Below are 26,513 nucleotides of genomic sequence, written 5' to 3'. Positions count from 1 at the left end.
TCCCCGCCGGTCAGCTCGGCGCGAACGGGAGGGAGCGGCCGGCGAGGCCGCGGCCCTTCGTCACGATGCGCTGCGCCAGGGCGTCGATCGCGGATGCCGCGGCATCCGACGGATTCTCCAGGACGACCGGCGTCCCGGCATCCCCGCCGGCGCGCAGTGCAGGGCTCAGCGGAATCGACGCCAGCAGCTCGATCTGCTCCGCAGGTGTCGACAGCGCGCGTGCCACTTCGGTGCCGCCGCCGGAGCCGAACAGGTCGACGACGGTGCCGTCCGGGAGGGTGAACGCCGCCATGTTCTCGACGATACCGATCACGCGCTGCCCGGTCTGCCGTGCCACCAGACCGCTGCGGATTGCGACCTCGGAGGCGGCGGCCTGCGGCGTCGTGACGACGAGCACCTCGGCGTGGGGGAGGAGCTGGCCGATGGAGATCGCGATGTCTCCCGTCCCAGGCGGCATGTCGATCAGCAGCACGTCGAGGTCGCCGAAGAAGACGTCGGTGAGGAACTGCTGCACGGTGCGGTGCAGCATCGGACCGCGCCACGCCACGACGGACTCGCCGTCTCGGAGGAACATGCCGATCGAGATCGTCTTCACCCCGTGCGCGACCGGTGGCAGCATGAGATCGTCGATGCGCGTGGGCTGTGTTCCTGCGGGGATGCCGAGCAGCCCGGGGATCGAGAAGCCGTGCACATCGGCATCCACCAGTCCGACGGCGAGACCGCGTTCCGCCAGAGCGACGGCGAGATTGGCCGTCACGGTGGACTTGCCGACACCGCCCTTGCCGCTGGAGACGAGGATGACCCGCGTGAGCGAATCGGGTCCGAACGGCATCTGACGCGCCGGGCGACCTGCCCGGAGCTTCTCGGTGAGGGCCTTGCGCTCGTCCGGCGTCATGACGCCGACGGAGACATCCACGTCGTCGACGTCGGGGACGGATGCCGCGGCCCGGCGCACATCGGACTCGATGCGATTCGCCGCCGGGCATCCGACGATCGTCAGGACGATCGCGACACGGGCGATCCCGTCGTCGACTCTGATCTCGCGCACCATGTCGAGCTCGCCGATGGGGCGGCGCAGCTCGGGGTCGGTGACGGCCTCGACGGCGCGACGGACCTGTTCGGCCGTCATCGCCGCGGGCGCCGGGTCGTGATCGGGCCGGTCCGCGGGGAGGAGTCGTCCGGACCGGCATCCGGAGCGTCCGAGCCGCCGTCCTCGAGCTCGACGAGCAGGGCCCGCAGCTCCTGGCGGAGCACGTCGCGCGTGACGACCTGCGAATTGCGCTCCTCGAGCGACAGCCGCAGGGCGACGATCTCGCGCGCCAGGTACTCGGTGTCGGCGAGGTTGCGCTCGGCCCGTTGACGATCCTGCTCGATCTGCACCCGGTCGCGGTCGTCCTGGCGGTTCTGCGCGAGGAGGATCAGGGGGGCGGCGTACGAGGCCTGCAACGACAGCATGAGCGTCAGCGCGGTGAACCCCAGCGCCGCGTCATCGAAGCGCAGGTGATCGGGCATGAGCGTGTTCCAGGCGATCCAGACCACGCAGAACAGCGTGAGGATCAGCAGGAAGGCGGGTGTGCCCATCGCTCGCGCGACCCACTCGGTGAAACGGCCGAAGCGGTCGCGCGAGGTCGGACGCTGCCGGACGGTGCCGCGGCCGAGCGGCGCGTCCAGGCCGGTGCGGGAGTTTCGGGCCATCACCGTCCGCCTCCTTCCACCGGCTCCTCGATGTCATGCGATCGCCAGTCATCCGGCAGCAGGTAGTCGAGCACGTCATCGATGCTGATCGCACCGACGAGCCGATGCGCGGCATCCACGACCGGAAGCGACACCAGGTCGTAGCTGGCCAGCATGCGCGCCACCTCGGCGGCGGACGCCGTCACGAGCACGGATTCCATGGTGTCGTCGACGATCGCGCCCAGGCGCTCGTGCGGCGGGTAGCGCAGCATCCGCTGGAAGTGCACGACGCCCAGCAGGCGACCGGTGGGCGTCTCGAACGGCGGCAGCGTGACGAACACCGCGGCGGCGAGCGCGGGGTGCAGTTCGTGCCTCCGGATGAGCGCCAGGGCCTCGGCGACCGTCGCGTCGGCGGAGAGGATGATCGGCTCGGTCGTCATGAGCCCGCCGGCGGTGTCCGGGCCGTACGAGAGCAGCGTGCGGACGTCCTCGGCCTCCTCGGGCTCCATCAGTTCGAGGAGCTGTTCGAGGCGCTTCTTCGGAAGCTGCGCGAGCAGGTCGGCGGCGTCGTCCGGCTCCATCTGATCGAGGATGTCGGCGGCGCGTTCGTCGCCGAGACGGTCGAGGATGTGCACCTGGTCGTCCTCGGGCATCTCCTCGAGAGCATCGGCGAGCCGGTCGTCCGGCAGTTCCTCGGCGACCTCGATCATGCGCTGCTGCGGCAGGTCGAGAAGCGTGTTGGCGAGGTCGGCGGCGTGCAGCTCGGAGTAGGACGCGACCAGCTGCTCGGCGGATTGCGCCTCGCCAGGCGCGCGCTCCTCGGCGACCTCGTTCCAGGCCGCGAAGGCGGTCGGTCCCTTGGCGAACGGGGACGCGCTGGTCTTCGGCTTGCGCAGGAACAGCTGGGTGATGCTCCATTCGCCGAGACGGTTCGGCTCGATCGCGACATCCTCGATGACCGCGGACCCGTCACCGTCGACGAAGCGGACGCGACGGCCGAGCAGCTCGGCGAGCACGCGGACCTCGCCGGGGCGCGGCTGGAAGCGTCGGACGTTGATGAGGCCGGTCGTGATGACCTGCCCGGCGCGGATCGAAGTGACCCGCCCGATCGAGAGGAACACATGCCGGCGGCCGGGGATCTCGACCACGAGGCCGATCACACGCGGGGCCGCGGTACTTCGGTACACGATGACGACATCCCGGACCTTGCCGAGCCGGTCGCCCACGGGGTCGAAGACGGCGCACCCGGCAAGGCGCGCGACGAATACCCGTTGAGTGCTCACGCACCCAGCGTAGTCCGCGCCGGCCGGCGGACGGGGCCTTCGGCAACGGCCAGGGGCATGCGTGGAAGAATGGACGGATGAGCATGATGAACCGCCCAGCCGACGGTGCCGATATCGGCGAAACCGTCGCCTCGATGCGCGAGTACGAGCGGGCGCAGAAGACGGTGTCCCAGCTCATCGCCGGGGAGGTCCCGGCACGCGACATCGCGATCGTCGGCCAGGGGGTACGGACGGTCGAGAAGATCACCGGGCGCCTCGGCTACGCGACGGCGGCTCGCTCCGGTGCGATCAACGGCCTGCTGATCGGGCTCATCCTCTCGGCGATCCTCGTGCTGGGCACACCGGATGCTCCGATCCAGCTGTTCGTCGCCTACCTGTTCATCGGCGTCGCGATCGGCATGATGCTCAGCCTCGTCACGTTCGCGATCGTGCGTCGTCGTCGCGACTTCGCGAGCGTCACGCAGATGGTCGCCGACCACTACGACGTCACCGTGCAGCCGGCGTCCCTCGCCAAGGCGCGGAACGTTCTGGGCGGCCAGCGTCCGGCACCGGTGCGGCCTCCGGTCGACCTCGACGAGCCGCCGCGGTACGGCGAGCGGGTGACGCCGGGGAAGACGGCTCCGGCCGGTCCCGTGTCGGCATCTGCTACGGCGTCGGCGGCGGGTGAGGGGCCCGTCATCCCGCCGCGGCCGGCCGACCCGCGCCCGCAGTACGGTGAGCGGATCGCGGATGCCGGGACGACGCCGGATGCGCCGGAGAAGCCGGCCGCTCCTGCGCCGGCCGCCCACGCGCCGGAAGGTGACGCACCGACCGAGTCGGCCGATCAGGCCGCACCCGCCGAGCCGGCGACGCCGACCGAACCGACCGAGCCGGCCGATCAGGTCGAGCGCCGCGCCGACAAGCCCGCAGACGACTGAACCATGACCGAGGAATCGCTGCTCGTCGAGGTGGACCTGCCCGCCGGAGCAGTGGCGATCCCGGCATCCTGGTCCGAACCGGACGTGCCAGCCGGCGACACCGTGATCCTCGCGCACGGCGCAGGCACCGGCCGTGAGCATCCGTTCCTCGTCGGCCTCGCCGCGGCGCTGACCGCGCAGGGGATCCGCGTTGTGCGCTTCGACTTCCCCTACCGGGCGCAGGGGCGCAGCATGCCTGGTCCTGCCGCACACGCGATCGCCACGTGGCACGCGGTCCTGGCCGTGGTGCGCTCGCGCGTGGACGGCCCCGTGTGGGCAGCCGGTCGCTCCTACGGCGGGCGGATGGCCTCGATGGCGGCGGCCGAGGGCATGGACGTTACGGGGCTGGTGTACCTCGCGTATCCGCTGCATCCGCCGGGCAGACCCGAGAAGCCCCGGATCGAGCACCTGCCGGCCATCGCGGCGCCGCAGTTGTTCGTGGAGGGGACGAACGATCCGTTCATCCAGCCGCTCGAGCAGTTCGAGCAGGCCGTCGCGACCTGCCAGGATGCCCGCGTCGAATGGATCGACGGCGGCGGTCATTCGTACGAGGTGAAGGGGAACAAGCGCACGGCCGACGTGATCGGCGCCTCGGTCGCGCCGCTCGTGACCGGGTTCCTCTCGTCGACGCGCTGACGTCTGCCACGATGGTCGGGTGAGCCTCGACCGCATCGCCCTCATCTCCGACGTCCACGGCAACATGACGGCGCTCGACGCCGTGCTCGACGACATCGCGGGCCGCGGCATCCATCGGGTGTTCAATCTGGGCGACACCGCGGGCAAGGGGCCGCGCGGTGAAGCGGCGGTGCAGCGCTGCCGCGAGGTGTGCGAGGTGTGCGAGGTGAACGTGCGCGGCAACTGGGATGACTTCCTGCGTTTCACCGCCGCAGACGCGCCCGAGGAGATGCGCTGGTGGCACGCCGAGCTGTCGGCCGAGAGCCTCGCCTGGCTCGGAGCGCTGCCGCTGAGTCACGATCTGGTGATGAGCGGGCACCGGATCCGGCTGTTCCACGCGTCGGCCGAGAGTCCGCACCGGCGCGTGCACTTCCACCACACACCGGAGCAGTTCGCCGGGATGTTCGTCAACACCGAGATGACCGGCGACGGTCCGGAACCGGATGTCGTCGGCTACGCCGACATCCATGACGCGTACATCGAATCCACCGAGGGCAGGACGCTGTTCAACGTGGGCAGCGTCGGCAATCCGCTGGATGTTCCGGAGCCTTCGTACGTGATCCTGGAGGGGATTGCGGATGCCGAGCAGCCGGCGCCCTTCGGCATCCAGTTCGTGCGGGTGCCCTACGACATCGAGGCCGAGATCGCCGTGGCCGAGGCGGTGCAGATGCCGACGCGCGACGTCTGGGCGGTCGAGCTGCGCACGTCGGTGTACCGCGGGAGTCAGAAGTGAGCGGATTCCATCACGTCGAGCTGTGGGTGGCGGATCGCGCGGACGATGCCGCGTGGCGCTGGTTGCTCGCGTCCCTGGGCTTCGAGCTCGAGCAGGAGTGGCCGGACGGGATGTCGTGGGCGGCCGGCGGCGCGTACCTGACCCTGACGACATCGCCGAATCTGTCGGCGGCCGAGCACGATCGTCGCCGCGCCGGTGTGAACCATCTGGCGTTCCACGGCGGGACTCCGGCGGAGGCGGACGCCCTCATGGCGGACGCCCCGGCGCACGGCTGGACGGCGCTGTATCAGGAGCGCTATCCGCACGCCGGCGGGTCCGACCACTACGCGGGCTGGCTGGAGAACGCCGCCGGATTCAAGGTCGAGATCGTCGCGTCGCGCTAGTCTGACCCGCACCCACGGCACTGATCGCAGCGCTCACTGCGCCAGCAGGCGCTCGACGCGTTCGATCTCCTCGTCCAGTTCGGCGCGCTCCGCGCGGGTGAGTCGGCGCCGCACCGGCCCGATCACGACCCGGTCGTCTTCGATGCGCCACAGCCCTTCGTGCCAGCCGTCCACGAACAGTGCGTGCAACTGGGCCCGGTTCTCGCCGATCCACATGTTCCGCGCCTCGGGCTCTGTGACGCGATCCCGCCCGGCATGGGACAGCCACACGTTGTCGTAGTTGCCGAGCATTCGGACGGGAGCGGGCACATCCTCGTCCGCGATCGGCGCATCCGAGATGTCGTACAGCACGCGCCCGTCCTCGTCCTCATACCGCACCAGGTCCGGCATCCCGCTCAGCACGGGTCCCAACCGGGTGACGGCCGACCACGCCGTCACGTCGGCGGCCGTCGCCGGACCGAATGCGCGCAGATAACGTCGGACGATCGTGGCAGGGGCCGGCTCGCCGAGCGGCACTCCCGTCCACCGGTCGACGTAGTCGTAGATCACACCGCCCGACTGCCGCCACTCCCCGCGCGGCGGCACCTGCACCAAGGGCGCGCGGAGCCTGGCCACCTGCCCGAGCTGCGTCGCGGGGTACGGGAACGCCTCGGCAAGCCTGCGTCCGATCTCCCGCTGCGGGAGCGGCCCGTCGGCGAGGACGCGCGCCAACGCGGCGGCGAACGCCTCAGGGTCGACCTCGCGCGCCGGGCCAACGGCCTGGCTGGATCGCAGCTCCTGCTGCATCCGCGGCTCGACCCACGGACGCAGCATCGCGGCATCCTGCGCGGTCAGCAGGTGGATCGTGCCCCGCATCGTGAGCAGTCGCACGAGCTCGCGCGCCTCCAGTCCGCGAGTGACCGCGAGCGGATCGAACGAGCGCAGACGAGCGGCGAGCGACAAGTACGGGGGCAGGTTCTCCTGCGCCTGCAAACCGATCAGGTGCTCGATCATCGCCGTCGGCGTCGCGTCGACCCGATCGAGCAGGTGCTGACGCAGAAGCAGCGTTCGTCCGAGACGCCGTCGGTTCAGCCTCATGGTTGAACCGTACACGGCGCTCACCGCCGCCTCGCGCTAGTCTGACCCGCATGCCTCTCGCTCTCGTCACCGGTGCCGCGCGCGCCGACAGCATCGCTGCCGGGATCATCCCTCGCCTGCGCGCGGACGGCTGGGAGGTCGCGACCAGCGATATCTCGGATGCCGACTACCCGTGCGATCTCGCGACCCACGAAGGACCCGGCGAGCTCATCGACGCGGTCGTGCGGGAGCACGGTCCGCTCTCGGCGCTCGTGCTCTCGCACGCGCACGACGTGCAATCCGGCATCCTCGACACGACAGCGGCGAGCTTCGACCGGCATGTCGCTATCAATGCCCGCGCCAGCCTGCTGCTGATCGCCGCCTTCGCCAGGCAGATTCCGGATGCCGGGGGAGCAGTCGTCGCCCTCACGAGCGACCACACCACGGGGAACCTGCCGTACGGGGCATCCAAGGGGGCGCTGGATCGCCTCGTCATCTCGGCCGCGAGAGAGCTCGGTCCGCTCGGCATCTCGGCGAACGTACTCAACCCCGGGCCGATCGACACGGGGTGGATGCCGGAAGGGTTCGCGGATTCCCTCGTACCGGCGCATCCGCTCGGGCGGATCGGGACGCCAGCCGACATCGCGGCCTTCGTGTCATTCCTGGTGTCGCCCGAGGGCCGATGGGTCTCCGGGCAGCTCCTGCACGCCGACGGCGGGTTCTCGGCGCGCTACTGAGCGGGACGTCGCGGTGCTGGATTTCTGACGCTGCGCGGCCGCACGGCGTGTCGCAGGCCGTTCGGGAGACGACACGCCGCCGGGGGCGTCACCGCATGCGAGATTCGGCACGGTGCCGGAACAGGACGCGGCGCGCGGGTGCTCAGCTCTGGACGCGCGCGATCCAGGCCTCGACCTCGTCGGCGGTGCGGGGGATGCCCGCGGAGAGGTTCACCGGGCCCTCCGCGGTCATGACGATGTCGTCCTCGATCCGAACGCCGATGCCGCGGAGCTCCTCGGGAACGGTCAGGTCGTCGATCTGGAAGTACAGGCCCGGCTCGATGGTGAAGACCATGCCTGCCTCGAGGATGCCGTCGTAGTACATCTCGCGACGCGCCTGCGCGCAGTCGTGCACGTCGATTCCGAGGTGGTGCGACGTGCCGTGCACCATGTAGCGACGGTGCTGGCCCCCGGCATCCGCGTCGAGCGCCTCCTCGGCCGTGACCGGCAGAAGACCCCACTCCGCGACCCGCCTCGCGATGACCTGCATCGCGGCCTCGTGGACCGTGCGGAACGGCACGCCGACCTTCGCGGCGGCGAACGCGGCGTCGGCGGCTTCGCGGACCGTCTCGTAGACCTTGCGCTGCACATCGGAGAAGGTGCCGTTCACCGGGAGGGTGCGGGTGATGTCGGCGGTGTAGAGGCTGTCGGTCTCGACCCCGGCATCCACGAGGATCAGATCGCCCTCGGCGACCGTTCCGTCGTTGCGCGTCCAGTGCAGGTAGCAGGCGTGCGGTCCGGATGCCGCGATCGTGTCGTACCCCTCGCCGTTGCCGTCCTCGCGGGCGCGGCGGTGGAACACGCCCTCCACGACGCGCTCGCCGCGGGCGTGACGTGCGGCCTCCGGGAGCGCGCGGATGATGTCGTCGAAGCCCTGCGCCGTGATGTCGACGGCGCGGCGCATCTCGGCGATCTCGAACTCGTCCTTCACGAGCCGCAGCTCCGAGACGAACTGTGCGAGCTCGGAATCCTCGAGCGTCACGTCGTCGTCGGCTGGGGCGAAGGCATCCAGGTGGTCCGTTGCGACGGCGAGGTCGGCAGCGACACCGGCGAGCGACGGCCGGGGCCCGATCCAGAACTCGCCGACGGTCGCATCCGCGTAGAACTCGGTCGTCGTGCGGTCCGCGCGCTCGCGGAAGTACAGCGTGACGTCGTGTCCGGCATCCGTCGGGTCGAAGACGAGCACGGAGTCCGGCTCGGCATCCGCGGCCCAGCCGGTGAGATGCGCGAACGCGGAGTGCGCGCGGAACGGGTAATCCGTGTCGTTGCTGCGCTGCTTCAGGGAACCGGCGGGGATCACGAGTCGCTTGCCCGGGAACGCCGCCGAGACCTTCGCGCGGCGTGCGGCGGCGTACGGTGCCTGTGTGCGCGGGGTCGGCAGCGACTCCGGCCGCTCGGCCCACCCGGTCGAGATCGTGTCGAGGAAGCCCCGCGGGAACGGCTGCTTGCGATTGGTGACGGGCGCCTTCGCCGCGTCGTCTTCGGTGGCCTGTGCGATCGTGTCGCTGGATCCGGTGCTCATGCCTCCAGTCTCTCACTCCGACCGGCCGCGTAGGCTGGGGGAGTGAGTCCCGACAGCACGATCCAGCGTCCGAGTCCCGCTACGACGATCCTCATCGATGCCGGGCTCGTCGTCGTGTTCTGCGTCATCGGGCGCCTCTCGCACGCCGAAGGGATCCTCGGCGACATCCCTGGGCTCGTCGGCACGATCTGGCCCTTCCTGGCGGCTCTCGTCGTCGCGCACGCGGCCGCTCTCGCGTTCCGCGTCCCTGCGGAGCGCGTGGTCCCCGGCATCCTGATCTGGCTCGTGACTCTCGGCGGCGGGATGGTGCTGCGCGCTCTTTCGGGTCAGGGCACGGCGTGGGCGTTCCTCATCGTCGCCGCCGTGACGCTCGCGGTCTTCCTGATCGGCTGGCGCCTGATCAACGTCCTCGTGCAGCGCCGTCGCGCCCGCTGAGGCTCAGCCGGCCGGTTCGAGCTGCACGACCAGGCCGCGGTGGTCGCTGCCCTCGGCATCCAGCACGACGGATCCTGTCGGCTCCCAGTTCGGGCTGGCCATGATGTGGTCGATCGGCGCGCCGATCAGCTCGGGGAAGGATGCCGGCCAGGTCGACACGGCCCCGTTGCCGGTCCGCGTCGCCGCATCCCGGCAGTAGCCCATGTCGCCGCCGTCGACACCGTGGGACGCCATGTGGTCGATCGTCGCGTTGAAATCGCCGGCGAGGATGAAATCGCCCTGCGGGCACTGGTCCGCGATCCAGGCGAGGTCGCTCTGCCACCGCTGCATCGCCTCGGGGCGAGGAGCGACGGCGTGCACGGCGACCACCGTCGGTCCGTGGCCGTCGACCGGCATCGCGACCGCGCTCGGAACCGAGCTCGTGTTGCTCGTGCCGTCGACGGATGACTGGATCACCGAATAGTCGCCGAGATCGGGGGAGATCAGGATCGTGGTCTGCCAGGCCTGCGGGCCGAGTTCGACCTCGGGGTTGAACTGCACATGGTGCACCCACATCGGGTGCCCCTGCTCGCGCAGCATCACCGCGATCCGGGCGCCGACGGACTCGGCGGTCTCCGGCAGCGCCACGATGTCGGCATCCTGAGCGAGGATCTCCGCGGCGATGTCGTCCGCCGGGATCGCCTCGCCTGCGGTGTTCCAGGTCAGCACTCGGACGGCATCTTCGGTCTTCGCAGGCAGCGTGTCGGCACCGAAGCCGCGGACGGCGCCGATGGCGACCGATGCGCCGGCCCCCAGGATCGCGACGATCAGGATGGATGCCGCGAACCCGCGCAGCGGCTTCGCGAACAGCAGGAGCAGCGCGATCACCGCGATGACCGCGAACGCGGCCACGACCGCGCCGCGCACGGCGACCAGCTGCGCGAACGGGTAGGTCTGCTCGAGGCGGAAGAACTGCGGCCACACCACGACCGCCGTCGCGATAGCGAACAGCACGGTCAGCAGAATCCCCAGTACCCGGAACATCGCCCACCAGCCTACGGGCGCGATCTGTGAAACCACCGGCGCGCCGAACCCGTGGCGCGGGCGATACGCTCGGAGGATGCGCAGTGCACAGCGGTTCGCGGGCCCCAGTGATCTGCACATGCATTCGAACCACTCCGATGGCACCCAGGCGCCGGCCGAGGTGGTCCGACAGGCTCATCTGCACGGCATCCGCACGCTCGCGCTGACCGATCACGATCGGACCTCGGGCTGGGATGAAGCGGGCAGGGCGGCAGCCGAGCGGGACATGACGTTCCTGCCGGGAATGGAGCTGTCCGCCAAGCACGAGTGGCGCAGCGTTCATGTGCTGGGCTACCTCTTCGATCCCGTCGACCCGGCGCTCGCCGCCGAGACCGATCGCATCCGCGGTGACCGCGTCGGGCGGGCCGAGCGCATCGTGCGCAGCATCGGCAGGGACTACGACCTGAACTGGGACGACGTGCTCGCCCAGACGATGCAGGATGCCACGGTGGGACGTCCTCACATCGCGGACGCCCTCGTGGCGCGGGGCATCGTGCGCGACCGCGCGGAGGCGTTCGACGGCATCCTGCACCCGCGCGAGGGGTACTACGAGCCGCACTACGCGCCCGACCCGCTGACGGCCGTGCGCCTGATCACGCGGGCGGGGGGAGTGGCGATCATCGCGCACCCCGTGACGGCGGGGCGCGATCGGATGATGCCGGTGTCGTTCATCGAGCGCCTGATCGCGGAGGGCCTCGGCGGCTTCGAGATCGACCATCGCGAGAACACCGAGGACGGGAAACGGCTGCTCCGCGCGATCGCCGCCGAGCACGACCTCATCGTGACGGGATCGAGTGACTATCACGGCGCCGGCAAGCCGAATGCACCAGGGGAGAACACGACGAGCGACGAGATGGTGGCCCGCATCATCGACCGCGCGACGGGCACCGAGCCGCGGTACCCCTGACGTCGGCGCCGCTCGCCGTCCGCGTGCACCTGAGCGGCGGGAGTGCAGCCGCTGTCGGGGAACTCTCGGACGGCACGGATACCGTGGCGGGCATGCAGCGGGCGACATCCCTCGAACGGCGCATCGACGAGGTCGCCCATCGGCTCCTGCGCGATGCTTCGGCCAACGGCGTGCGCGCCGGGCTCATCGAATTCGCCGTGTTCGTGCTCAAGCAGGCATGGGCCTGCGTGTTCGGCGCCGCACTGCTCCTCGCGATCGTCGCGGCCCGCCTGTGGTACCCCGACGACGCGGTCATCGCGCGCAACGACGCCTTGACGATCGTCGCGGTGCTGATCCAGCTCGGCATGCTCGTGTTCCGGCTCGAGACCGGACGCGAACTGTGGGTCATCGTGCTGTTCCACGTGACCGGGACCGTGATGGAGCTGTTCAAGACCGACGTCGGATCGTGGATGTATGCCGCCGACGGCATCCTGCGCATCGGCGGCGTCCCGCTCTTCAGCGGATTCATGTATGCCGCGGTCGGGTCGTACATGGTGCGCGTGCACCGGCTGTTCGATCTGAGCTTCACCCGCTATCCGCGCCGATGGCTGACGACGGTGCTGGCCGCGGCGATCTACGCGAACTTCTTCACCCACCACTTCTGGTGGGATGCCCGGTGGCTGCTCCTGTGCGCCGTGGTGCTGCTCTGGCTGCCGACCGTGATGCACGCCAGGGTGTGGCGGCGGGTGCTGCGATTGCCACTGCTCGTCGTGTTCGGCGGCGTGGCGGTGTTCATCTACCTCGCCGAGAACATCGGCACCTGGGCTGGCGCCTGGGCGTACCCCGACCAGGTTGAGACGTGGCAGCCCGTGTCGCCCAGCAAGCTCGGGTCGTGGTTCCTGCTGATGATCATCTCCGTCGTGATGGTCACCTGGGTGTACCCGCCGCAGCAGGCGTCCCGGCTCGTGAGCGCAGACGACGAGGGGCGGATGCCGAAGCATCCGCCCCTCGAGGAAGAAGAGTCTCAGGCGCCGGCGGCCGGAGCCTGAGGAGCCGTACCGCCACCGGAGCCGCCGCGGCGTCGGCGCCGACGACGTGCCGGGGCCGGCTTGCCGTCGTGGTGCTCCTTGCCGGCACCGTCGTGCGTGCCTGCACCCTCCGCAGCGCGGTCCGCGGCCGGGGCCGCGGATGCGTGCTCGCCCGGTGCGGCGTCGCCCTCGGCGAACGTCGAACCGACGGGCTCGGTCGCGGTGCGACGGCGACGGCGACGGCGGGTGGTTCCCTCCGAAGTGCCCTCGGCCGCGGCATCCGCTGCCTTCTCCGGGCGCTGGCGCTGGGTCTTCACGGCCTGCGTCTTGGGTGCCGTCGTCAGGCGTCCCTTCGTGCCCTCGGGGATGTTCAGATCGCTGTACAGGTGCGGGCTCGACGAGTACGTCTCGACGGGCTCGGGCTGGCCGAACTCGAGCGCGCGGTTGATGAGAGCCCACTTGTGCAGGTCCTCCCAGTCGACGAACGTCACAGCGATGCCGGTCTTGCCGGCGCGACCGGTGCGCCCCGCACGGTGCAGGTACGTCTTGTCCTCATCCGGGATGGTGTGGTTGATCACGTGCGTGACGTCATCGACGTCGATGCCGCGGGCCGCGACGTCCGTCGCGACGAGCACGTCGCGCTTGCCGGCCTTGAACGCGGCCATCGAGCGCTCGCGCTGCTCCTGACCCATGTCGCCGTGCACGCCGCCGACGTTGAAGCCGCGGTCGCCGAGCTCGTCGACGAGACGCTGGGCCGCACGCTTGGTGCGGGTGAAGATCACGGTCTTGCCGCGGCCCTCGGCCTGCAGGATGCGCGCGATGACCTCGTCCTTGTCGAGCGAGTGGGCGCGGTAGACCAGGTGCTTGATGTTCGCCTGGGTCAGTCCCTCGTCCGGGTCGTTCGCACGGATGTGGATCGGGTTCGACATGAATCGGCGCGCGAGCGCGACGATCGGGCCGGGCATCGTCGCCGAGAAGAGCTGCGTGTGACGCTTGTCCGGCACCTTCTGGAAGATCTTCTCGATATCGGCGAGGAAGCCGAGGTCGAGCATCTTGTCGGCCTCGTCCAGCACGACCTCCGCCGCGTTGGAGAGGTCGAGCAGACGCTGCCCGGCGAGGTCGATGAGTCGTCCGGGCGTTCCGACGACGATCTGCGCGCCGGCCTTGAGCTGGTCGATCTGCCCCTCGTACGCCTTGCCGCCGTAGATGGCGACGACGCTGGTCGAGCGGTTGCTGGTCAGCAGGTCGATGTCCTCGTAGACCTGGACCGCGAGTTCGCGGGTCGGCACCACGATGAGCGCCTTGACGCCCGGCTCCGGGTTCTCACCCAGACGCTGCACGACGGGGATGCCGAAGCCGAAGGTCTTTCCGGTTCCGGTCTTGGCCTGTCCGATGATGTCCTGGCCGGGAAGTCCCAGGGGGATGGTCTGCTCCTGAATCGGGAACGCGTCCACGATGCCCTTGGCGGCGAGGGCGTCGACGATGTCCTGATCGATGCCGAGTTCGGCGAAGGTTGTCACGATGTGATGTTGCCTGTCCGGCGGCCCGTGCGCGGGGCGCGCCACATATTTACGGATCCACGCCGTCTCATGTGCCACAGGCGCGGGGCCCTGCTCCGATGGCAGGGCGTGGGTCCAGCCTACCCGAGGGGCGGGTTCGGGCCGATAGGGCGGATGCCGGAGCCGCCGGTAGTCTGAAGCCCATGGTTCAGTGGTTCTGGCAGCGCAAAGCGCCACGGCGCACGCTCACGCTGCGCAGCCGTGGTGACGACAGCGGCGCGACGCGCATCGACTTCGCCGAACTGGCGCCGGAGGAGGCGCGCTTCCTCGGGCAGGCGGCGTATCTGCAGCTGGGCTACTTCGAGACGCTCAGCCGTCTGATCCGCGCGACGCCGGAGCTCAGCGAGAAGGAGGCGATCTCGCGCGCCGCCGGCGCGGCGTTGGACAAGCATCGGGGCATCGTCGACCTGATCGCCGAGCGCGGTGACGACCCCACCGAGTTGATGCTCCCCTTCCAGGAGCACCTGGACGCGTTCCGGCGCAAGACGATCGGCGCACGGCCTCGCGAGACGCTGCTTGCGGTGTACATCACCGCAGGCATGCTCGACGACTTCTATCTGGCACTCGCCGGCAGCTACGGCGAGACCGGACGCCGGGTGGCGGAGATCCTGCGTCAGGATGACCACGGCGATGAGATCGTCGCGCTGCTCACCGCGACGATCCAGTCGGATGCCGAGTGGCGATCGCTCCTGTCGATGTGGGCGCGCCGGCTCGTCGGCGATGCGCTGCTCGTCGCACGATCCGCGCTGCGTCCGGAGCGCCTCGTCGTGGCCGACGACCGCATCGAGCCGGTGTACACCGAGCTGATGGGCGCGCATGCGCGCCGCATGGATGCGATGGGCCTCGCCGCCTGAGTCGCCCCCGAGACTTGCCTTGCGGGATGAGGCTTGGCCCGGCGACGCAAGTCTCACCGCGCAAGCCAAGTCTCGCGGGAGTCAGATGCCGAGGGCGGCCTTCTTCGCGGCATCCGAACGCGTGCGTGCGGCCGAGAGAGCGAGCGTCGCGACCGCGGCGATCACGAGCGACCCGACGATGCTGGCCAGCCAGAGCCAGAAGCTGTCCTGGCCGACGCCGGCCCACTGCATCCCGGTGTAGATGATCGCCGCGGCCGCGGTCGCGATGCCGGGCGTCAGGACGACGCCGCGCAGTTCGCGCGCCGGCAGCAGGAAGTGCAGGGCGATGCCCAGCGCGCACGCGGCGACGAGTGCGAGAAGGATGTACATGTCAGGCGACGAAGCCGACGCGGCGCGATTCCTCGGTGCCGAGCTCGATGTACGCGAGGTTCGCCGTCGGCACCAAGTAGGAGCTGCCCTTCACGTCGACGAAGCTGACGTGCGTCGCGTTCTGCTCGAGTGCGGCGGCCACCTGGGCGCGCACCTCGTCAGCGCTGGAGGCGGTCTCGAAGTTCAGCTCGCGGCCGGTGTTGACGATGCCGATGCGAATTTCCACGCGTGCTCCTTGAGGTCGGGGACTCAGGCAACTCTATCGCGCGGGACCGGTCGCGGATCGGGCGCGCCGGCCGGTTTCGCCCACGGCGCACAACGCTCGGCGAAGCCGTGTCGGCGCGCCCCGCTACCGTGGAGAGCATGACCGAGGATGCCGCGCAGAACGCCGTGATCGCCGCCCCTGCGGATGCCTCGGCCGTCGTCATCGGCGCGCCGGGGACCGGCAAGACGCACGCACTCGTCTCGCGGGTCTCGGCGCTGCTCGGCGGGCACTCCCTGACACCCGAGAGCCTGCTCGTGCTGACGCCGAGCAGGCAGGCGGCGACCCAGCTGCGCGATGCGATCGGCGTCCGCACGCGACAGGCGACGCCGGGCCCGCTCGCGCGGTCGCTGGCCTCGTTCGCCTTCCAGGTGGTGCGCGGGGCGGCCGTGCACGCCGGCGTCGACGAACCGCCCGCCCTGCTCACCGGTGCCGACCAGGACCGCATCATCGCGGACATGCTCGAAGGCGACGCGGCGGACGAACGCGACGGCGAGCCGTCGCGTTGGCCGGAGCAGCTCAGCCCGGCGATGAGGGCGTCCACCGGGTTCCGCTCCGAACTGCGCGCGTTCCTCGCCGAGTGCACCGAACTGGGCGTCGATGCCGGCGGACTGGCGGCCTTCGACGACGAGATCTGGCGAGCGGTCGGCAACTTCCTGCACGACTACCGGCAGGTGCTCGCCGGCATGCGCGCCGCCCACCGCGACATCCCGGACCTGGTCAGCGAGGCGGCGACCCTGCTGCGCACGGCGGACGCGTCGGCGCTCGGGCCTCTGGCAGCGCTGCGCGTCGTGCTGATCGACGACGCGCAGGAGCTCACGCGCGGCGGCATCGACCTCGTCGCCGCGCTGCGCGCCAGAGGCATCGCCGTGTACGCGTTCGGCGACCCCGATATCTCGTCGGGCGCGTTCCGCGGTGCGACTCCGCAGCTGTTCCACGAGCTCGCGGCCCTGCTCGGCAGCGTGCACGTGCTCGACGTCCCGCACCGTCAGGCGCCCGCGCTCACGGCGCTCACCCGCACCGTGACGCAGGCGATCGGCGCCGCCGGGCGCGTCGAGCATCGCCGCGCACCCGATCCGGTTCCCGAGGATGCCGCCACGACGGTCTCCACGTTCGTGGCGTCCTCGCCGTACGAGGAGTTCGACCGGATCGCAGGCGTGCTGCGCGACTGGCATCTCTCGCACGGCGTCGAGTGGAGCGACATGGCCGTCATCGCGCACGATACCCGCCAGGTGACGGCCCTCGAGACCGAGCTCGCCGCGCGCGAGGTACCGACCCGTGCGGCGGGCGTCCAGCGTCCGCTCGGCAGCGAGGGCGTCGTCCGCGACATCGTCGGGATCGTCCGGCTCGCTCTGACGCCGGCCCAGGAGCGCGAGACCGACGCGTTGACCGAGGCGCTGCGCACGCCGTTCGGAGGTATGGATGCGGTCGGCCTGCGCCGGCTCAGGGCGCGACTGCGTCACCTCGAACTCGCCGACGGCGGGGCGACCCCTGCCGGTGAGCTGCTGCGCCAGGCCATGATGCATCCCGCGCACCTGGACCGGATCGACGCGCCGGAAGCGCGGGCGGCCGATCGCTTCGCGGCGACGCTCGCCGAGGTCTCGGCTGCGGCTGCTGCGGGGGAGACGATCCACGAGCTGCTCTGGCGGGTCTGGGATCGTGCGCGCGGCCTCGACGGGGCGCGGCTGGAGAAGTCGTGGCGGACGATCGCGGAGCAGCCGGGGGGCGGGGAGACCGCTCGAGCGCTCGACAGCCTGGTCGCGCTGTTCGACGCGGCCAAGCGGTTCGTGGAGCGCTCGCCGGAGGAGGAGCCCTCGGTGTTCATCCACGACATCCTCGACAGCGAGGTGCCGGAGGACACCCTCTCCACGCCCGATCGCCCAGGGCTGGTCACTCTGCTGACGCCGGCGACCGCGCTCGGCAGCGAGTTCGACGTCGTCGTCGTCGCCGGGGTGCAGGACGGCGTCTGGCCGAACGTGCGGCTGCGCGGCGGGATGCTGGGCGCGTGGCGTCTCGCGGACGCGGTGCTGGCTGCCCGCACCGGCACCGCGGCACCGTCGCCCGGTGTGCTGGATCGACGGCGGTCCGCGCTGCACGACGAACTGCGCCTGTTCGTCCGCGCGGTGTCCCGCGCCCGTTCACGCCTGCTGATCACCGCGGTGGACGACGACGACATGACGCCGAGCGGGTTCTTCGCCTTCCTGCCCCCGCCGGTCGCACCCGAGCTGCATCCCTCAGCCGAGCATCCGCTCACCCTGCGCGGACTGGTCGCGCGTCACCGGCGCGCCCTGACGACGTCGACCTCGCCGCGGGTGCGGAATGAGGCCGCCGCGCAACTGTCGATCCTCGCGCGCGAGGGGGTCGCCGGCGCGCACCCGGACGAGTGGTACGGCGTCGCGGCCGCGTCGACCAGTGCGCCGCTGCACGACCTGGCGGTCGAGGCCGCCAGGGTGTCGCCGTCGCGGATGGAGTCGTTCGAGGAGTGCGAGCTGAATTGGGTCATCTCCGCTTTGGGCGGCGACACCGTGCTGCCGCCGTCGGCCGGCATCGGCACGATCGTGCACGAGGCGATGGAGAAGGTGCCGGACGGAGAGCTGGAGCGCATGCGAGAGATCCTCGCCCAGCACTGGCCCGAGCTCGACTTCGAGACCGCGTGGATCGGGCGCAAGGAGCGCCGCCGTGCGGATCAGTACATCGACCGGCTGCATTCCTACCTCACGGATGTCGCGGCCGAGGGCGGCCGCGCGCTGGCGAGCGAGGTGGAGTTCCGCTTCGCGGTCGAGATCGCTGAGGGCGATCCGCACGAGATCGGGGACGAGGGCCGTCCGACGCCGGCGGTGATCGCACTGACGGATGAGGCCGGTTCTCAGCCGCATCGTGCCGTGGTGCACGGGTTCATCGACCGGGTGGAGGCGTATCCGCCCGGCGGCGGCGAGCATGCCAAGGCCCGCGGTCAGAAATGGGACCGCATGGCACCCGGCGCCGAGAACGGACGGGTGGTCGTCGTCGACCTGAAGACCGGGAAGTACGAGCCCGAGAACGAGCTGAAGGTCGTCGACCACGCCCAGCTCGCGGCCTATCAGGTGGCGGTTCAGCAGGGACTCGTCGAAGGAGCCGACCCCGCGGCGCTCACGGGAGCACGCCTCGTCCTGGTCGCCAAGACCCTGTCCGGCAGCGACTACCGGGTGGCGCATCAGCACACGCTCGATGCCGGAGGACGCAACGAGTTCCTGAACCGCATCGCCGACGCCGCACGCGGGATGTCGGCGAGCAGCTTCACCGCGCAGGTCGAGGTGCACTGCGCCGACACGCGGGCTCGCGTCCAGCCGTGCCGCATCCACACGGTTCCGGCGGTGAGCGCATGAGTCCCGCTCCATCGACATCCACTCGCGCGAACAGCTGGTCGGACACCGGTCATGGCATCTCGGCGACGGACGTCGCCGCAGCCCTCGGGCTGCCGACGCCGACGCCCGCGCAGCAGCAGGTCATCGAAGCGCCGCCGACCCCCGCGCTCGTCGTCGCCGGTGCCGGCAGCGGCAAGACCGAGACGATGTCCGGCCGTGTGGTGTGGTTGGTCGCCAACGGCCACGTGCGCCGCGACGAGATCCTCGGACTGACGTTCACGCGCAAGGCCGCCGGCGAACTCGCCGAGCGGATCGGCGCGCGGCTCCTGCTGATCGACGAATACGGTCGCCGCGGCCTCCTCCCGCACCTGTCCGAGATCGTCGCGACCGGAGCACTGGCGCGCGTGGATGCCGCGCCCGCCGGACCGCAGCGCGAGACGGTGCGCAGACAGGTGCTCGACGAGCTCGCCGCCCGCTACGAGACGGGGTGGACTCCGGCATCCGCTCGCACGGCCGAAGACCTGCTGATCCGGCCGAAGGTATCGACGTACAACGCGTTCGCGGACTCGATCGTGCGCGAGCACGCGGCCAGGATCGGACGCGACCCGGACGTCGCGATGCTGAGCCAGGCGGCGTCCTGGATGCTCGCGCGCGAGATCGTGATGCGGGCGGAACTCCCCGGTCTCGAGGAGATCGACCGTGCCGTCGGAGGAGTCGTCGACGCCGTGCAGCGCCTCGCGGGGGACGCGCTCGATCATCGTGCCGACCTCGACCGCGCCGACCGGATCGCCATCCGACAGGCTGAGGCGTTCGAGCCGTACACGAGCGGCGGCACAGGCGACATCGACAAGGCGACGGCCAATCTGCAGGCCCTTCCGACGCTGACGGCGCTGGTGCGCGAGTACATCGCCGAGAAGCAGCGCCGCGGCGTGCTGGATTTCGCGGACCAGGTCGCCGGCGCCTTCGACATCGTCGAATCCTCGCCGGACGTGCGCGAGGAGCTCCGCGAACAGCACCGGGTCGTGCTGCTCGACGAGTACCAGGACACCTCGGTCATCCAGACCCGGTTCCTGGCCGCCCTGTTCCGCGATTCGGCGGTGATGGCGGTGGGAGATCCGCATCAGTCGATCTACGGCTGGCGCGGTGCGAGCGCCGACAACCTCTACGCCTTTGCGCGCACGTTCGCCGACGAGGCGTCCGTCGGCACGTACAGCCTGATGACGAGCTGGCGCAACGATGCGCGCATCCTCGACGTCGCGAATCGGGTGCTGCGCCCCCTGCAGCGCCCGGGCCTCGACGTCCCGCCGCTCGAAGCGCGTCCCGGCGCCGGTGCCGGCGAGGTCGGCGTCCGTTTCCCTCTCACCGTCGACGACGAGGCGGCGGAGGCCGCGGACTGGTTCGCCGGCCGGCGCGCAGCGCACACGGGAGCGAAGCCGCACACCGGGGCGATCCTGTTCCGCTCCAAGCGACACATGCAGACGTTCGCCGCGGCGCTCGCCGGCCGCGGCATCCCGCATCGGATCCTGGGTCTCGGCGGACTGCTCGCCACGCCCGAGGTCGTCGACGTTGTCTCGGTGCTGCGGGTGATACACGACCCGAACGCCGGATCCTCCCTGATCCGGCTGCTCGTGGGGCCCCGGTTCGGTGTCGGCGTGGCCGACATGGCGGCGCTCTACGACCTCGCCGGCGAGCTCGCCAAGCGGGACAGCGGACTCCTACCGCTCCCGGACGATCTCCGCCAGCGCATCCGCGCGTCGCGCGGCGCCGACGAGGCGGTATCGATCATCGACGCGGTCGACGTCGTGCGCGGGCTGCGCGACGACTACCGGCTCATCCAGAAGATCACCCCGGACGGGCGGGCCCGGCTGCGTGCGGCCGGCGAGATGCTGGAGCGGCTGCGCCGGGCGGCGGCGCAGCCGATCCCCGAGCTCATCCGACTGATCGAACTCGAACTGCGGCTCGACATCGAGCTGGCCGCCAACGAGACCCGGGGGCCGGCGCGCATCGCCGCGACGCAGCTGCGCGCGTTCTCCGACGAGGTCCGTGCGTTCCTCGCCGCCGACCACCGCGGCACGATCGGCAGTCTGATCGCGTGGCTGGACAAGGCGGAGAGCACCGACGAGCTCATGCCGCGCCCCGAGCCGCCGGAGCCGGGAGTCGTGCAGCTGCTCACCATCCACGGCTCGAAGGGGCTCGAGTGGGATGCCGTCGCGGTCGTCCGGCTGGTCGATGACGAGCTTCCCTCCCGCGCATCCGACACCGCAGGATGGTTCGGATTCGGCGTGCTCCCGTTCGCGCTGCGCGGCGACGCCGACGCGCTGCCGCGGTTCGGCTGGGTCCCTCCTGCCGAGGAGGAACTCGACCCCGTCAAGCGGAAGAAGGCCGGCGTCGCATCGCTGACCGGGAAGAGCAAGACGAACCCGGGCGCGCTGACCGTCTTCAAGGACGCGTATCGCGATTATCAGAAGCAGGAGGAGCGCCGGCTCGCCTACGTGGCGGTCACCCGCGCGCGCACGGATCTGCTCCTGACGGGCTCGCACTGGGCAGGGCAGAAGACGCCGCGCGAGCCATCGCCGTACCTTCTGGAGGCTCTGGAGGTCCTCGGCCTCGCGCTGCCGGGGGCGCCGGGGGAGGAGAACCCCTACGACGGACCGGGGACGACGAGCCGATGGCCGATGGATCCGCTCGGCGCCAGGCGCGCGGCCGTGACGACGGCGGCGGATGCCGTGCGCGCCGCGCTCGAGCAGCTGCCGGATCCTGTGCCGACGGAGGAGCTGTCGCGTCTGCTCGTCGAACGCGCGGCGCGCCAGAACGGGCTGGTCGCCGATGCGCCGACGCGCGTTCCCGCTTCGCGCTTCAAGGACTACGTCACCGACTACACCGGGACGGTTCGCTCGCTCGCCCGGCCCATGCCGGAGCGTCCCTACCGTCAGACGCGTCTGGGCACGCTCTTCCATGCCTGGGTCGAGCACCGCTCCGGTCTCGTCGGCGCGGGTCGTGCGCCGGATGCCGCACTGTGGGAGCTCGACGAGGAGGCACCGGAGGCGCACGAGGGATCAGCAGCCGATCAGGCCGACATGGCACGGCTGCAGCAGATCTTCGAGCGCAGCGAATGGGCGGACCTGCAGCCGATCGCCGTCGAGATCGAGATCGACTTCGCTCTCGGACACTCCGAGGAGGATGCCGCTGTCGGCCACATCGTGATCTGCAAGCTCGACGCGGTCTACCGCCGCGCCGATCGCGGAGACCGCATCGAGATCGTCGACTGGAAGACCGGCAAGGCGCCGCGCACGGCGGCGGAGAAGGACGAGCGGATGCTCCAGCTGGCCCTGTACCGGCTCGCCTACCACCGCCGGTTCGGGGTGCCGCTCGAGGACATCGACGTCGCGCTGTACTACGTCGCGGACGATCTCGTCATCCGCGGCGACCGGGTCTACTCGGAGGAAGAACTGGTCCAGCGCTGGAGCGCGGCCCGCGCCGCGCGCTGAGCCTCGTCCTCGGAGCCCTCCTCGTCGGCATCGGAAGCCCTGGTCGCGGAGGCATCCCGCGGCAGCAGGTCCGACTCGGCGAGCTCGCTGAGGTCCGCCGTGGCATGCGGATCGCCCACGGGCTCGGCCTCCGCCGTCTCGAGCCACAGCTCCTCGGGGTTGTAGGCATCCGTCTGCATGGACGTGTCGATGTCGGCGCTGGTGCGCTCCGGAACGCGATCCAGAGCGGCGAGAGCCGAGTCCACGCCGTCGCCGCGTTCGGCGATCACCTCGAGATCCCCGGCGCGCAGTCCATCCGCGAGCGATTCGAGCAGAGCCGCGGCATCGTCGACGATGTCGGGACGACGCATCGCGTCGCCGTGCACGAGCCATCGGGCGAACTCGAGTTCGGCGTTCAGCCGGGCGCGGACGCCGATCGCGGCATCCGGAGCGCGGTCGGATGCCGCCGTGTACGCGGCCTGCACATCGCCCGCGGCGTTCGGTGCGGACGACAGCCAGGCGAGGTCGACCGCAGGGTCGCCCACGGAGAGGCCGTGCCAGCCGACCACGCCGGTCACCTGCGGACCCTCGGTCGGGTCGTCCGCGAACAGGAAGGAGGTCGCCTGCGCGCCGAGGGTGACCGCCGACTCGAAGCGCCAGAGCTCGTCGTCGTCCGTCGCCTCGCGCCAGCGCACCGTGAGACGCGCGGGCACGCGGCCGGTCGCCGCGGCGCGGTCGACGAGTTGCCGGATCTCGGCCCGCACGTCGTCGGCGGAGCGGGCCGGGAGGCCCGCCGAGCGGACGATGGAGGCGGGAAGCGCATGGATGGCCGCGATCGCCCGTCCCATCGACACGGCGGCCCCTCTGCCGGCCGGGATGTCGGCGGCCTCGACGAGGAATCCGTCCAGCAGCGCCGTGACCAGCGCCCGCCCGTCGCCGAGCCGCGCCTCTCCGATGTACTCCGGCACGCGGAAGGGCAGGATCGCCCGTGCACCGGCGGTCAGCGCGCGCAGTGCCAGAGCCTCCGCGGCGAGCTCGCGGGCTGTGTCATCGGCATCCGCGACTCGGATCGCGAGTTCGCGGCCATCGGCGAGCGTCGCGACGGCGGAATCGAATCGTCCGTCCCCGTCGGCGCTGAGCGCACGAGCACCCGTGACCTCTGCCCCGGGCAAAGCCGCCGTCACCGCCGCCGCTAGAGTGAATGCAGAGCGTGCCATGTCCCCAGGGTAGGTCGGAGGCGCGTTCCATCCGCCCACGCCACGCCCGGAGAGAGGGAGTCGATGACCATCGGTCGAGCGCTGCTTGATCGCGCAGCGCACCTGCGCGATGTGCCCGGCATCCTCGACGCGCTGCGCTCATCGGATGAGGTCGAGGTGGTCGTGGTCCGTGCCGGACGCGCACGCGTCCAGGACGGCGCGCTCGTCACGACGACGCCCTCCGATGCGGGCGAGGCGCGTTGGGCGCTGCTCGGACGGCGCGCGTCCGGCACTCCGATCCTGCTGGCCGTCGCCGACCAGCCCACGCAGTCGATCGATGCCGCTCCCGCGGAGACGTGGCTGAGCCTGCGCGAGACCGGCGGGATGCTGGACGAACTGAACACGGAGCTCCTCGTCGAGGCGATCGCGCTCGCCGGGTGGCTCACCGACGCACGCTTCTGCCCGACGTGCGGTCGAGAACTGGAGGTGCGCCAGAGCGGCTGGTCGCGCTGGTGCGCCGACTGCGATCGCGAGCATTTCCCGCGGACGGATCCTGCGGTGATCGTCGCCGTGCAGAGCGAAGACGGCGAGCGACTGCTGCTGGGGGCCAATGCGCAGTGGAAGGGGCGGATGTACTCCTGCTTCGCCGGATTCGTCGAAGCAGGGGAATCCCTCGAGACGACCGTGCACCGCGAGCTCGAGGAGGAGGCCGGGGTGCATCTGACGGCGCTGGAGTACGTCTCGTCGCAGGCGTGGCCCTACCCACGGTCACTGATGCTCGGGTTCCGCGCGACGGCAGGATCGGAGCGCAGCGCCCGCCCTGACGGCGAGGAGATCGTCGATGTCCGCTGGTTCACGCGCGACGAGATCGGTTCCGCTCTGGCGGGCGAGGGCCCGGTGGGTCTGCCCGGTCCGGCATCCATCGCCCGCACCCTGATCGTGGACTGGTACGAGCGCGGGAGCGAGTCGACGTGAGCGCGCTGGACGCGCTCGATGAACAGCAACGACAGGCCGCGTCCGTTCTCCGAGGTCCGGTCGCCGTGCTGGCCGGAGCGGGCACAGGCAAGACCAGGGTCATCACGCACCGCATCGCGCACGGCGTCGACACCGGCGCGTATTCGCCATCGCGCGTGATGGCGGTGACGTTCACCTCCAAGGCCGCCGGGGAGCTGCGCGGACGGCTGCGCGCGCTCGGCGCCGTCGGCGTCGCGGCGCGCACATTCCACGCCGCAGCGCTGTCCCAGCTCAACTTCTTCTGGCCGACGCTGACCGGATCTCCCGCTCCGAAGATCGTGGACAACAAGGTGCGCGTGCTCGGTCAGGCCGCCGACGCGCTGCGGCTGCGACTGGATCGTGCCACGCTGCGCGACCTCGCCAGCGAGATCGAATGGCGCAAGGTGTCGATGATCGGAATCGACCAGCACGCCGCGCTCGGGCGCACGGTCACCGGGGTCACGGCCGAACAGCTCGTCGATCTCCAGCACGGCTATGAGGCGCTCAAGGACGAACGGCACCAGCTCGACTTCGAGGACGTCCTGCTCGCCTGCGCCGGGATGCTGGAGGCCGAGAGCCGCGTCGCCGCCTCGGTGCACGAGCAGTACCGCCATTTCACGGTCGACGAGTACCAGGACGTCTCGCCGCTGCAGAATCGCCTGCTCGAGCTCTGGCTCGGCGACCGTCGCGACCTGTGCGTCGTCGGCGACGCCAGTCAGACCATCTACTCCTTCGCGGGCGCGGATCAGCGGTACCTGCTCGAGTTCGAGCGGCACCACCCCGATGCGACGGTCGTCCGGCTCGAGACGAACTACCGCTCGCAGGCCCCGATCCTCGCGGCGGCGAACGCGCTGATGCGCGGGCGTCCCGGTGCGCTCGAGCTCGTCCCTGCGCGCGAGGCGCTCACCGCCGAGTCGCCGACCGTGACGGCCTACGACTCCGAGACCGCCGAAGCCGCGGGCATCGCAGCGCAGATAGCCGCACGCATCGCGTCGGGGATCCCGGCATCCGACATCGCGGTGCTCTACCGCGCGCACGCGCAGTCCGCCGTCATCCAGCAGGCCCTCGCGGGCGAGGGGATCCCGGCGACCGTGCTCGGCGGCACGCGCTTCTTCGACATGCCCGAGGTGCGTCAGGCCGTGCTCGCGCTCCGCGGGGCCGCGGTCGCGCCCACCGAGCGGGACTTCCTGTCCAACGTGCAGAAGGTCCTGCGCGAGCTCGGCCTGAGCGACGAACCGCCGGCTGCCGGGGGCGCGCAGCGCGACGGCTGGGAGGCGCGGCGCGCGATCCTGCGCCTCGCCGAGGAGGCGGAGCCCGGTACGACGCTTCGGACGTTCAGCGATGCGCTGATGGCGAGGGCGAAGGACCAGCACGAGCCGATGCTGCACACCGTGACGCTGTCCACGCTGCATGCGGCGAAGGGGCTGGAATGGCCCCACGTGCACGTCGCGGGCTGGGCCGAGGGCGCGCTGCCGATCTCCTACGCCAAGGACTTCGAGGCGATCGACGAGGAACGACGCCTCGCGTACGTCGGCATCACGCGAGCAGGACGAACGCTCACGCTGTCCTGGTCGCGGGCAGCGGGTCGAGGAGAGCGGTCGGCGTCTCGGTTCCTCGCGGAGATCGGAACGACTGCTCGCGGCACCGGCATTCTGCGTGAAACTTCACCGCAGTCCGACGTCGGGACCCGTCGGCGCTGATCCGCACCATGGACGATTGCGCGGATCCCGCGCGCAGCAGACGCTCGACGACGCCGGCGGTCTCGGCGACGAGCGCATGGGCGATCGGTGAATCGGTGCGTCCGACCAGCTGGCAGTGCAGCAACGGCCACGCCGGATCGCGATCGCGCTCGTGTCCGTCCCGACAGGAAAGACACGGCGTCTCGCCAGGCACCACGAGGGGGCCGACGCTCACCCCGCCGAAGTCGAACGCCACCGGCAGGTGCACGATGTCCTCGCGCTGGTAGGCGTTCACCTGGCAGGCCGCAGCCGATCCGTGCA

At 70.8% G+C, this 26,513-nt stretch carries 23 protein-coding genes; 13 read left to right on the top strand and 10 right to left on the bottom strand.

Annotated features, from left to right (window positions below; all coding sequences use genetic code 11):
* Window positions 1-10: 10 nt before the first annotated feature.
* Genes M2317_RS02700 through M2317_RS02690 form a run of 3 tightly spaced genes read right to left on the bottom strand, consistent with a single transcriptional unit; the run spans window position 11 to window position 2,957 of the window.
* Window positions 11-1,129, bottom strand: a complete 1,119-nt coding sequence (locus M2317_RS02700) for an Mrp/NBP35 family ATP-binding protein (protein ID WP_429457065.1) — start codon at window positions 1,127-1,129, stop codon at window positions 11-13.
* On the bottom strand, window positions 1,126-1,695 hold the full coding sequence (locus tag M2317_RS02695; protein ID WP_429457063.1) for a DUF1003 domain-containing protein: 570 nt from the start codon (window positions 1,693-1,695) through the stop codon (window positions 1,126-1,128). Before M2317_RS02695 ends, M2317_RS02700 begins: the two co-directional genes overlap by 4 nt.
* Window positions 1,695-2,957, bottom strand: coding sequence for a magnesium transporter MgtE N-terminal domain-containing protein (locus tag M2317_RS02690; protein ID WP_429457061.1), 1,263 nt, complete (start codon window positions 2,955-2,957; stop codon window positions 1,695-1,697). The genes M2317_RS02695 and M2317_RS02690 overlap by 1 nt, the downstream gene beginning before the upstream one ends.
* Before the next feature lie 77 nt (window positions 2,958-3,034).
* On the opposite strand from M2317_RS02690, the gene M2317_RS02685 reads away from it, so the two are divergent.
* The 4 genes from M2317_RS02685 to M2317_RS02670 are packed head-to-tail and all read left to right on the top strand — an operon-like array spanning window position 3,035 to window position 5,704.
* Entirely contained in the window at window positions 3,035-3,874 is an 840-nt protein-coding gene (locus M2317_RS02685) for a general stress protein (protein WP_429457059.1), read from the top strand.
* Window positions 3,875-3,877: 3 nt separating this feature from the next.
* Window positions 3,878-4,549: an alpha/beta hydrolase family protein gene (locus M2317_RS02680; RefSeq protein ID WP_429457057.1), complete on the top strand. Its 672-nt coding sequence runs from the start codon at window positions 3,878-3,880 to the stop codon at window positions 4,547-4,549.
* A gap of 19 nt (window positions 4,550-4,568) precedes the next feature.
* Window positions 4,569-5,321, top strand: a complete 753-nt coding sequence (locus M2317_RS02675) for a metallophosphoesterase family protein (protein WP_429457055.1) — start codon at window positions 4,569-4,571, stop codon at window positions 5,319-5,321.
* Window positions 5,318-5,704 carry a VOC family protein gene (locus M2317_RS02670; protein WP_429457053.1) on the top strand — a complete coding sequence of 129 codons (387 nt, stop codon included), beginning with the start codon at window positions 5,318-5,320 and terminating at the stop codon, window positions 5,702-5,704. The genes M2317_RS02675 and M2317_RS02670 overlap by 4 nt, the downstream gene beginning before the upstream one ends.
* Before the next feature lie 33 nt (window positions 5,705-5,737).
* On the opposite strand, the gene M2317_RS02665 is transcribed toward M2317_RS02670, so the two are convergent.
* Window positions 5,738-6,781, bottom strand: coding sequence for a winged helix DNA-binding domain-containing protein (locus M2317_RS02665; protein WP_429457051.1), 1,044 nt, complete (start codon window positions 6,779-6,781; stop codon window positions 5,738-5,740).
* 50 nt (window positions 6,782-6,831) lie between these two features.
* Here M2317_RS02665 and M2317_RS02660 point away from each other — a divergent pair, with 50 nt between their 5' ends.
* Window positions 6,832-7,497 carry an SDR family oxidoreductase gene (locus tag M2317_RS02660; RefSeq protein ID WP_429457049.1) on the top strand — a complete coding sequence of 222 codons (666 nt, stop codon included), beginning with the start codon at window positions 6,832-6,834 and terminating at the stop codon, window positions 7,495-7,497.
* A gap of 142 nt (window positions 7,498-7,639) precedes the next feature.
* Here the strand turns inward: M2317_RS02660 and M2317_RS02655 are convergent, their stop codons facing one another.
* The gene (locus tag M2317_RS02655; RefSeq protein ID WP_429457048.1) at window positions 7,640-9,058 is read right to left on the bottom strand and encodes an aminopeptidase P family protein; all 1,419 of its coding nucleotides are present in this window, start codon (window positions 9,056-9,058) and stop codon (window positions 7,640-7,642) included.
* Window positions 9,059-9,100: 42 nt separating this feature from the next.
* Between M2317_RS02655 and M2317_RS02650 the strand changes: the two genes are divergently transcribed.
* Entirely contained in the window at window positions 9,101-9,493 is a 393-nt protein-coding gene (locus M2317_RS02650) for a DUF3054 domain-containing protein (protein WP_429457046.1), read from the top strand.
* Between the two features lie 3 nt (window positions 9,494-9,496).
* Here M2317_RS02650 and M2317_RS02645 read toward each other — a convergent pair whose 3' ends face one another.
* Window positions 9,497-10,516, bottom strand: a complete 1,020-nt coding sequence (locus M2317_RS02645; protein WP_429457044.1) for an endonuclease/exonuclease/phosphatase family protein — start codon at window positions 10,514-10,516, stop codon at window positions 9,497-9,499.
* Between the two features lie 76 nt (window positions 10,517-10,592).
* On the opposite strand from M2317_RS02645, the gene M2317_RS02640 reads away from it, so the two are divergent.
* Both M2317_RS02640 and M2317_RS02635 read left to right on the top strand, forming a co-directional pair.
* On the top strand, window positions 10,593-11,462 hold the full coding sequence (locus M2317_RS02640; RefSeq protein WP_429457042.1) for a PHP domain-containing protein: 870 nt from the start codon (window positions 10,593-10,595) through the stop codon (window positions 11,460-11,462).
* A 92-nt stretch (window positions 11,463-11,554) separates the two neighbouring features.
* Window positions 11,555-12,490: a DUF817 domain-containing protein gene (locus tag M2317_RS02635; RefSeq protein WP_429457041.1), complete on the top strand. Its 936-nt coding sequence runs from the start codon at window positions 11,555-11,557 to the stop codon at window positions 12,488-12,490.
* Here the strand turns inward: M2317_RS02635 and M2317_RS02630 are convergent.
* Entirely contained in the window at window positions 12,466-13,989 is a 1,524-nt protein-coding gene (locus tag M2317_RS02630) for a DEAD/DEAH box helicase (protein ID WP_429457039.1), read from the bottom strand. The two genes, M2317_RS02635 and M2317_RS02630, sit on opposite strands and share 25 nt — an antisense overlap.
* A 182-nt stretch (window positions 13,990-14,171) precedes the next feature.
* On the opposite strand from M2317_RS02630, the gene M2317_RS02625 reads away from it, so the two are divergent.
* Entirely contained in the window at window positions 14,172-14,882 is a 711-nt protein-coding gene (locus M2317_RS02625; protein WP_429457037.1) for a ferritin-like fold-containing protein, read from the top strand.
* Between the two features lie 81 nt (window positions 14,883-14,963).
* Here the strand turns inward: M2317_RS02625 and M2317_RS02620 are convergent, their stop codons facing one another.
* Both M2317_RS02620 and M2317_RS02615 read right to left on the bottom strand, forming a co-directional pair.
* A complete protein-coding gene (locus M2317_RS02620; protein ID WP_429457036.1) occupies window positions 14,964-15,251 on the bottom strand; it encodes a hypothetical protein in 288 nt (95 codons plus the stop codon).
* 1 nt (window position 15,252) lies between these two features.
* Window positions 15,253-15,477 (bottom strand): DUF3107 domain-containing protein, encoded by a 225-nt coding sequence (locus M2317_RS02615; protein ID WP_429457035.1) that lies wholly within the window; start codon window positions 15,475-15,477, stop codon window positions 15,253-15,255.
* 137 nt (window positions 15,478-15,614) lie between these two features.
* Between M2317_RS02615 and M2317_RS02610 the strand changes: the two genes are divergently transcribed.
* The gene (locus M2317_RS02610) at window positions 15,615-18,878 is read left to right on the top strand and encodes an ATP-dependent helicase (protein WP_429457033.1); all 3,264 of its coding nucleotides are present in this window, start codon (window positions 15,615-15,617) and stop codon (window positions 18,876-18,878) included.
* Window positions 18,875-22,345, top strand: a complete 3,471-nt coding sequence (locus M2317_RS02605) for a UvrD-helicase domain-containing protein (RefSeq protein WP_429457031.1) — start codon at window positions 18,875-18,877, stop codon at window positions 22,343-22,345. Before M2317_RS02610 ends, M2317_RS02605 begins: the two co-directional genes overlap by 4 nt.
* Here the strand turns inward: M2317_RS02605 and M2317_RS02600 are convergent.
* The gene (locus tag M2317_RS02600) at window positions 22,291-23,541 is read right to left on the bottom strand and encodes a phosphotransferase (protein ID WP_429457028.1); all 1,251 of its coding nucleotides are present in this window, start codon (window positions 23,539-23,541) and stop codon (window positions 22,291-22,293) included. The genes M2317_RS02605 and M2317_RS02600 overlap by 55 nt on opposite strands.
* A gap of 63 nt (window positions 23,542-23,604) precedes the next feature.
* Here M2317_RS02600 and nudC point away from each other — a divergent pair, with 63 nt between their 5' ends.
* Complete coding sequence (gene nudC, locus M2317_RS02595) at window positions 23,605-24,495, top strand: NAD(+) diphosphatase (protein WP_429457026.1); 891 nt, start codon at window positions 23,605-23,607, stop codon at window positions 24,493-24,495.
* Window positions 24,492-26,213: an ATP-dependent helicase gene (locus M2317_RS02590; RefSeq protein WP_429457023.1), complete on the top strand. Its 1,722-nt coding sequence runs from the start codon at window positions 24,492-24,494 to the stop codon at window positions 26,211-26,213. Before nudC ends, M2317_RS02590 begins: the two co-directional genes overlap by 4 nt.
* Window positions 26,214-26,513: the final 300 nt, after the last annotated feature.

It is taken from the genome of Microbacterium sp. ZKA21, assembly GCF_050434165.1.
Taxonomy (GTDB): domain Bacteria; phylum Actinomycetota; class Actinomycetes; order Actinomycetales; family Microbacteriaceae; genus Microbacterium.
The sequence above is the reverse complement of the archived record's forward strand: the minus strand, read 5'-3'. Positions and strand labels throughout refer to the sequence as shown.

What these genes read in the sequence shown, in the direction of transcription:
- M2317_RS02700 (WP_429457065.1), bottom strand. Translation starts at nt 1,129, where the DNA reads ATGACGGCCGAACAGGTCCGTCGCGCCGTCGAGGCCGTCACCGACCCC.
- M2317_RS02695 (WP_429457063.1), bottom strand. Translation starts at nt 1,695, where the DNA reads ATGGCCCGAAACTCCCGCACCGGCCTGGACGCGCCGCTCGGCCGCGGC.
- M2317_RS02685 (WP_429457059.1), top strand. Translation starts at nt 3,035, where the DNA reads ATGAGCATGATGAACCGCCCAGCCGACGGTGCCGATATCGGCGAAACC.
- M2317_RS02680 (WP_429457057.1), top strand. Translation starts at nt 3,878, where the DNA reads ATGACCGAGGAATCGCTGCTCGTCGAGGTGGACCTGCCCGCCGGAGCA.
- M2317_RS02665 (WP_429457051.1), bottom strand. Translation starts at nt 6,781, where the DNA reads ATGAGGCTGAACCGACGGCGTCTCGGACGAACGCTGCTTCTGCGTCAG.
- M2317_RS02660 (WP_429457049.1), top strand. Translation starts at nt 6,832, where the DNA reads ATGCCTCTCGCTCTCGTCACCGGTGCCGCGCGCGCCGACAGCATCGCT.
- M2317_RS02655 (WP_429457048.1), bottom strand. Translation starts at nt 9,058, where the DNA reads ATGAGCACCGGATCCAGCGACACGATCGCACAGGCCACCGAAGACGAC.
- M2317_RS02645 (WP_429457044.1), bottom strand. Translation starts at nt 10,516, where the DNA reads ATGTTCCGGGTACTGGGGATTCTGCTGACCGTGCTGTTCGCTATCGCG.
- M2317_RS02640 (WP_429457042.1), top strand. Translation starts at nt 10,593, where the DNA reads ATGCGCAGTGCACAGCGGTTCGCGGGCCCCAGTGATCTGCACATGCAT.
- M2317_RS02635 (WP_429457041.1), top strand. Translation starts at nt 11,555, where the DNA reads ATGCAGCGGGCGACATCCCTCGAACGGCGCATCGACGAGGTCGCCCAT.
- M2317_RS02625 (WP_429457037.1), top strand. Translation starts at nt 14,172, where the DNA reads ATGGTTCAGTGGTTCTGGCAGCGCAAAGCGCCACGGCGCACGCTCACG.
- M2317_RS02620 (WP_429457036.1), bottom strand. Translation starts at nt 15,251, where the DNA reads ATGTACATCCTTCTCGCACTCGTCGCCGCGTGCGCGCTGGGCATCGCC.
- M2317_RS02610 (WP_429457033.1), top strand. Translation starts at nt 15,615, where the DNA reads ATGACCGAGGATGCCGCGCAGAACGCCGTGATCGCCGCCCCTGCGGAT.
- M2317_RS02605 (WP_429457031.1), top strand. Translation starts at nt 18,875, where the DNA reads ATGAGTCCCGCTCCATCGACATCCACTCGCGCGAACAGCTGGTCGGAC.
- M2317_RS02600 (WP_429457028.1), bottom strand. Translation starts at nt 23,541, where the DNA reads ATGGCACGCTCTGCATTCACTCTAGCGGCGGCGGTGACGGCGGCTTTG.
- nudC (WP_429457026.1), top strand. Translation starts at nt 23,605, where the DNA reads ATGACCATCGGTCGAGCGCTGCTTGATCGCGCAGCGCACCTGCGCGAT.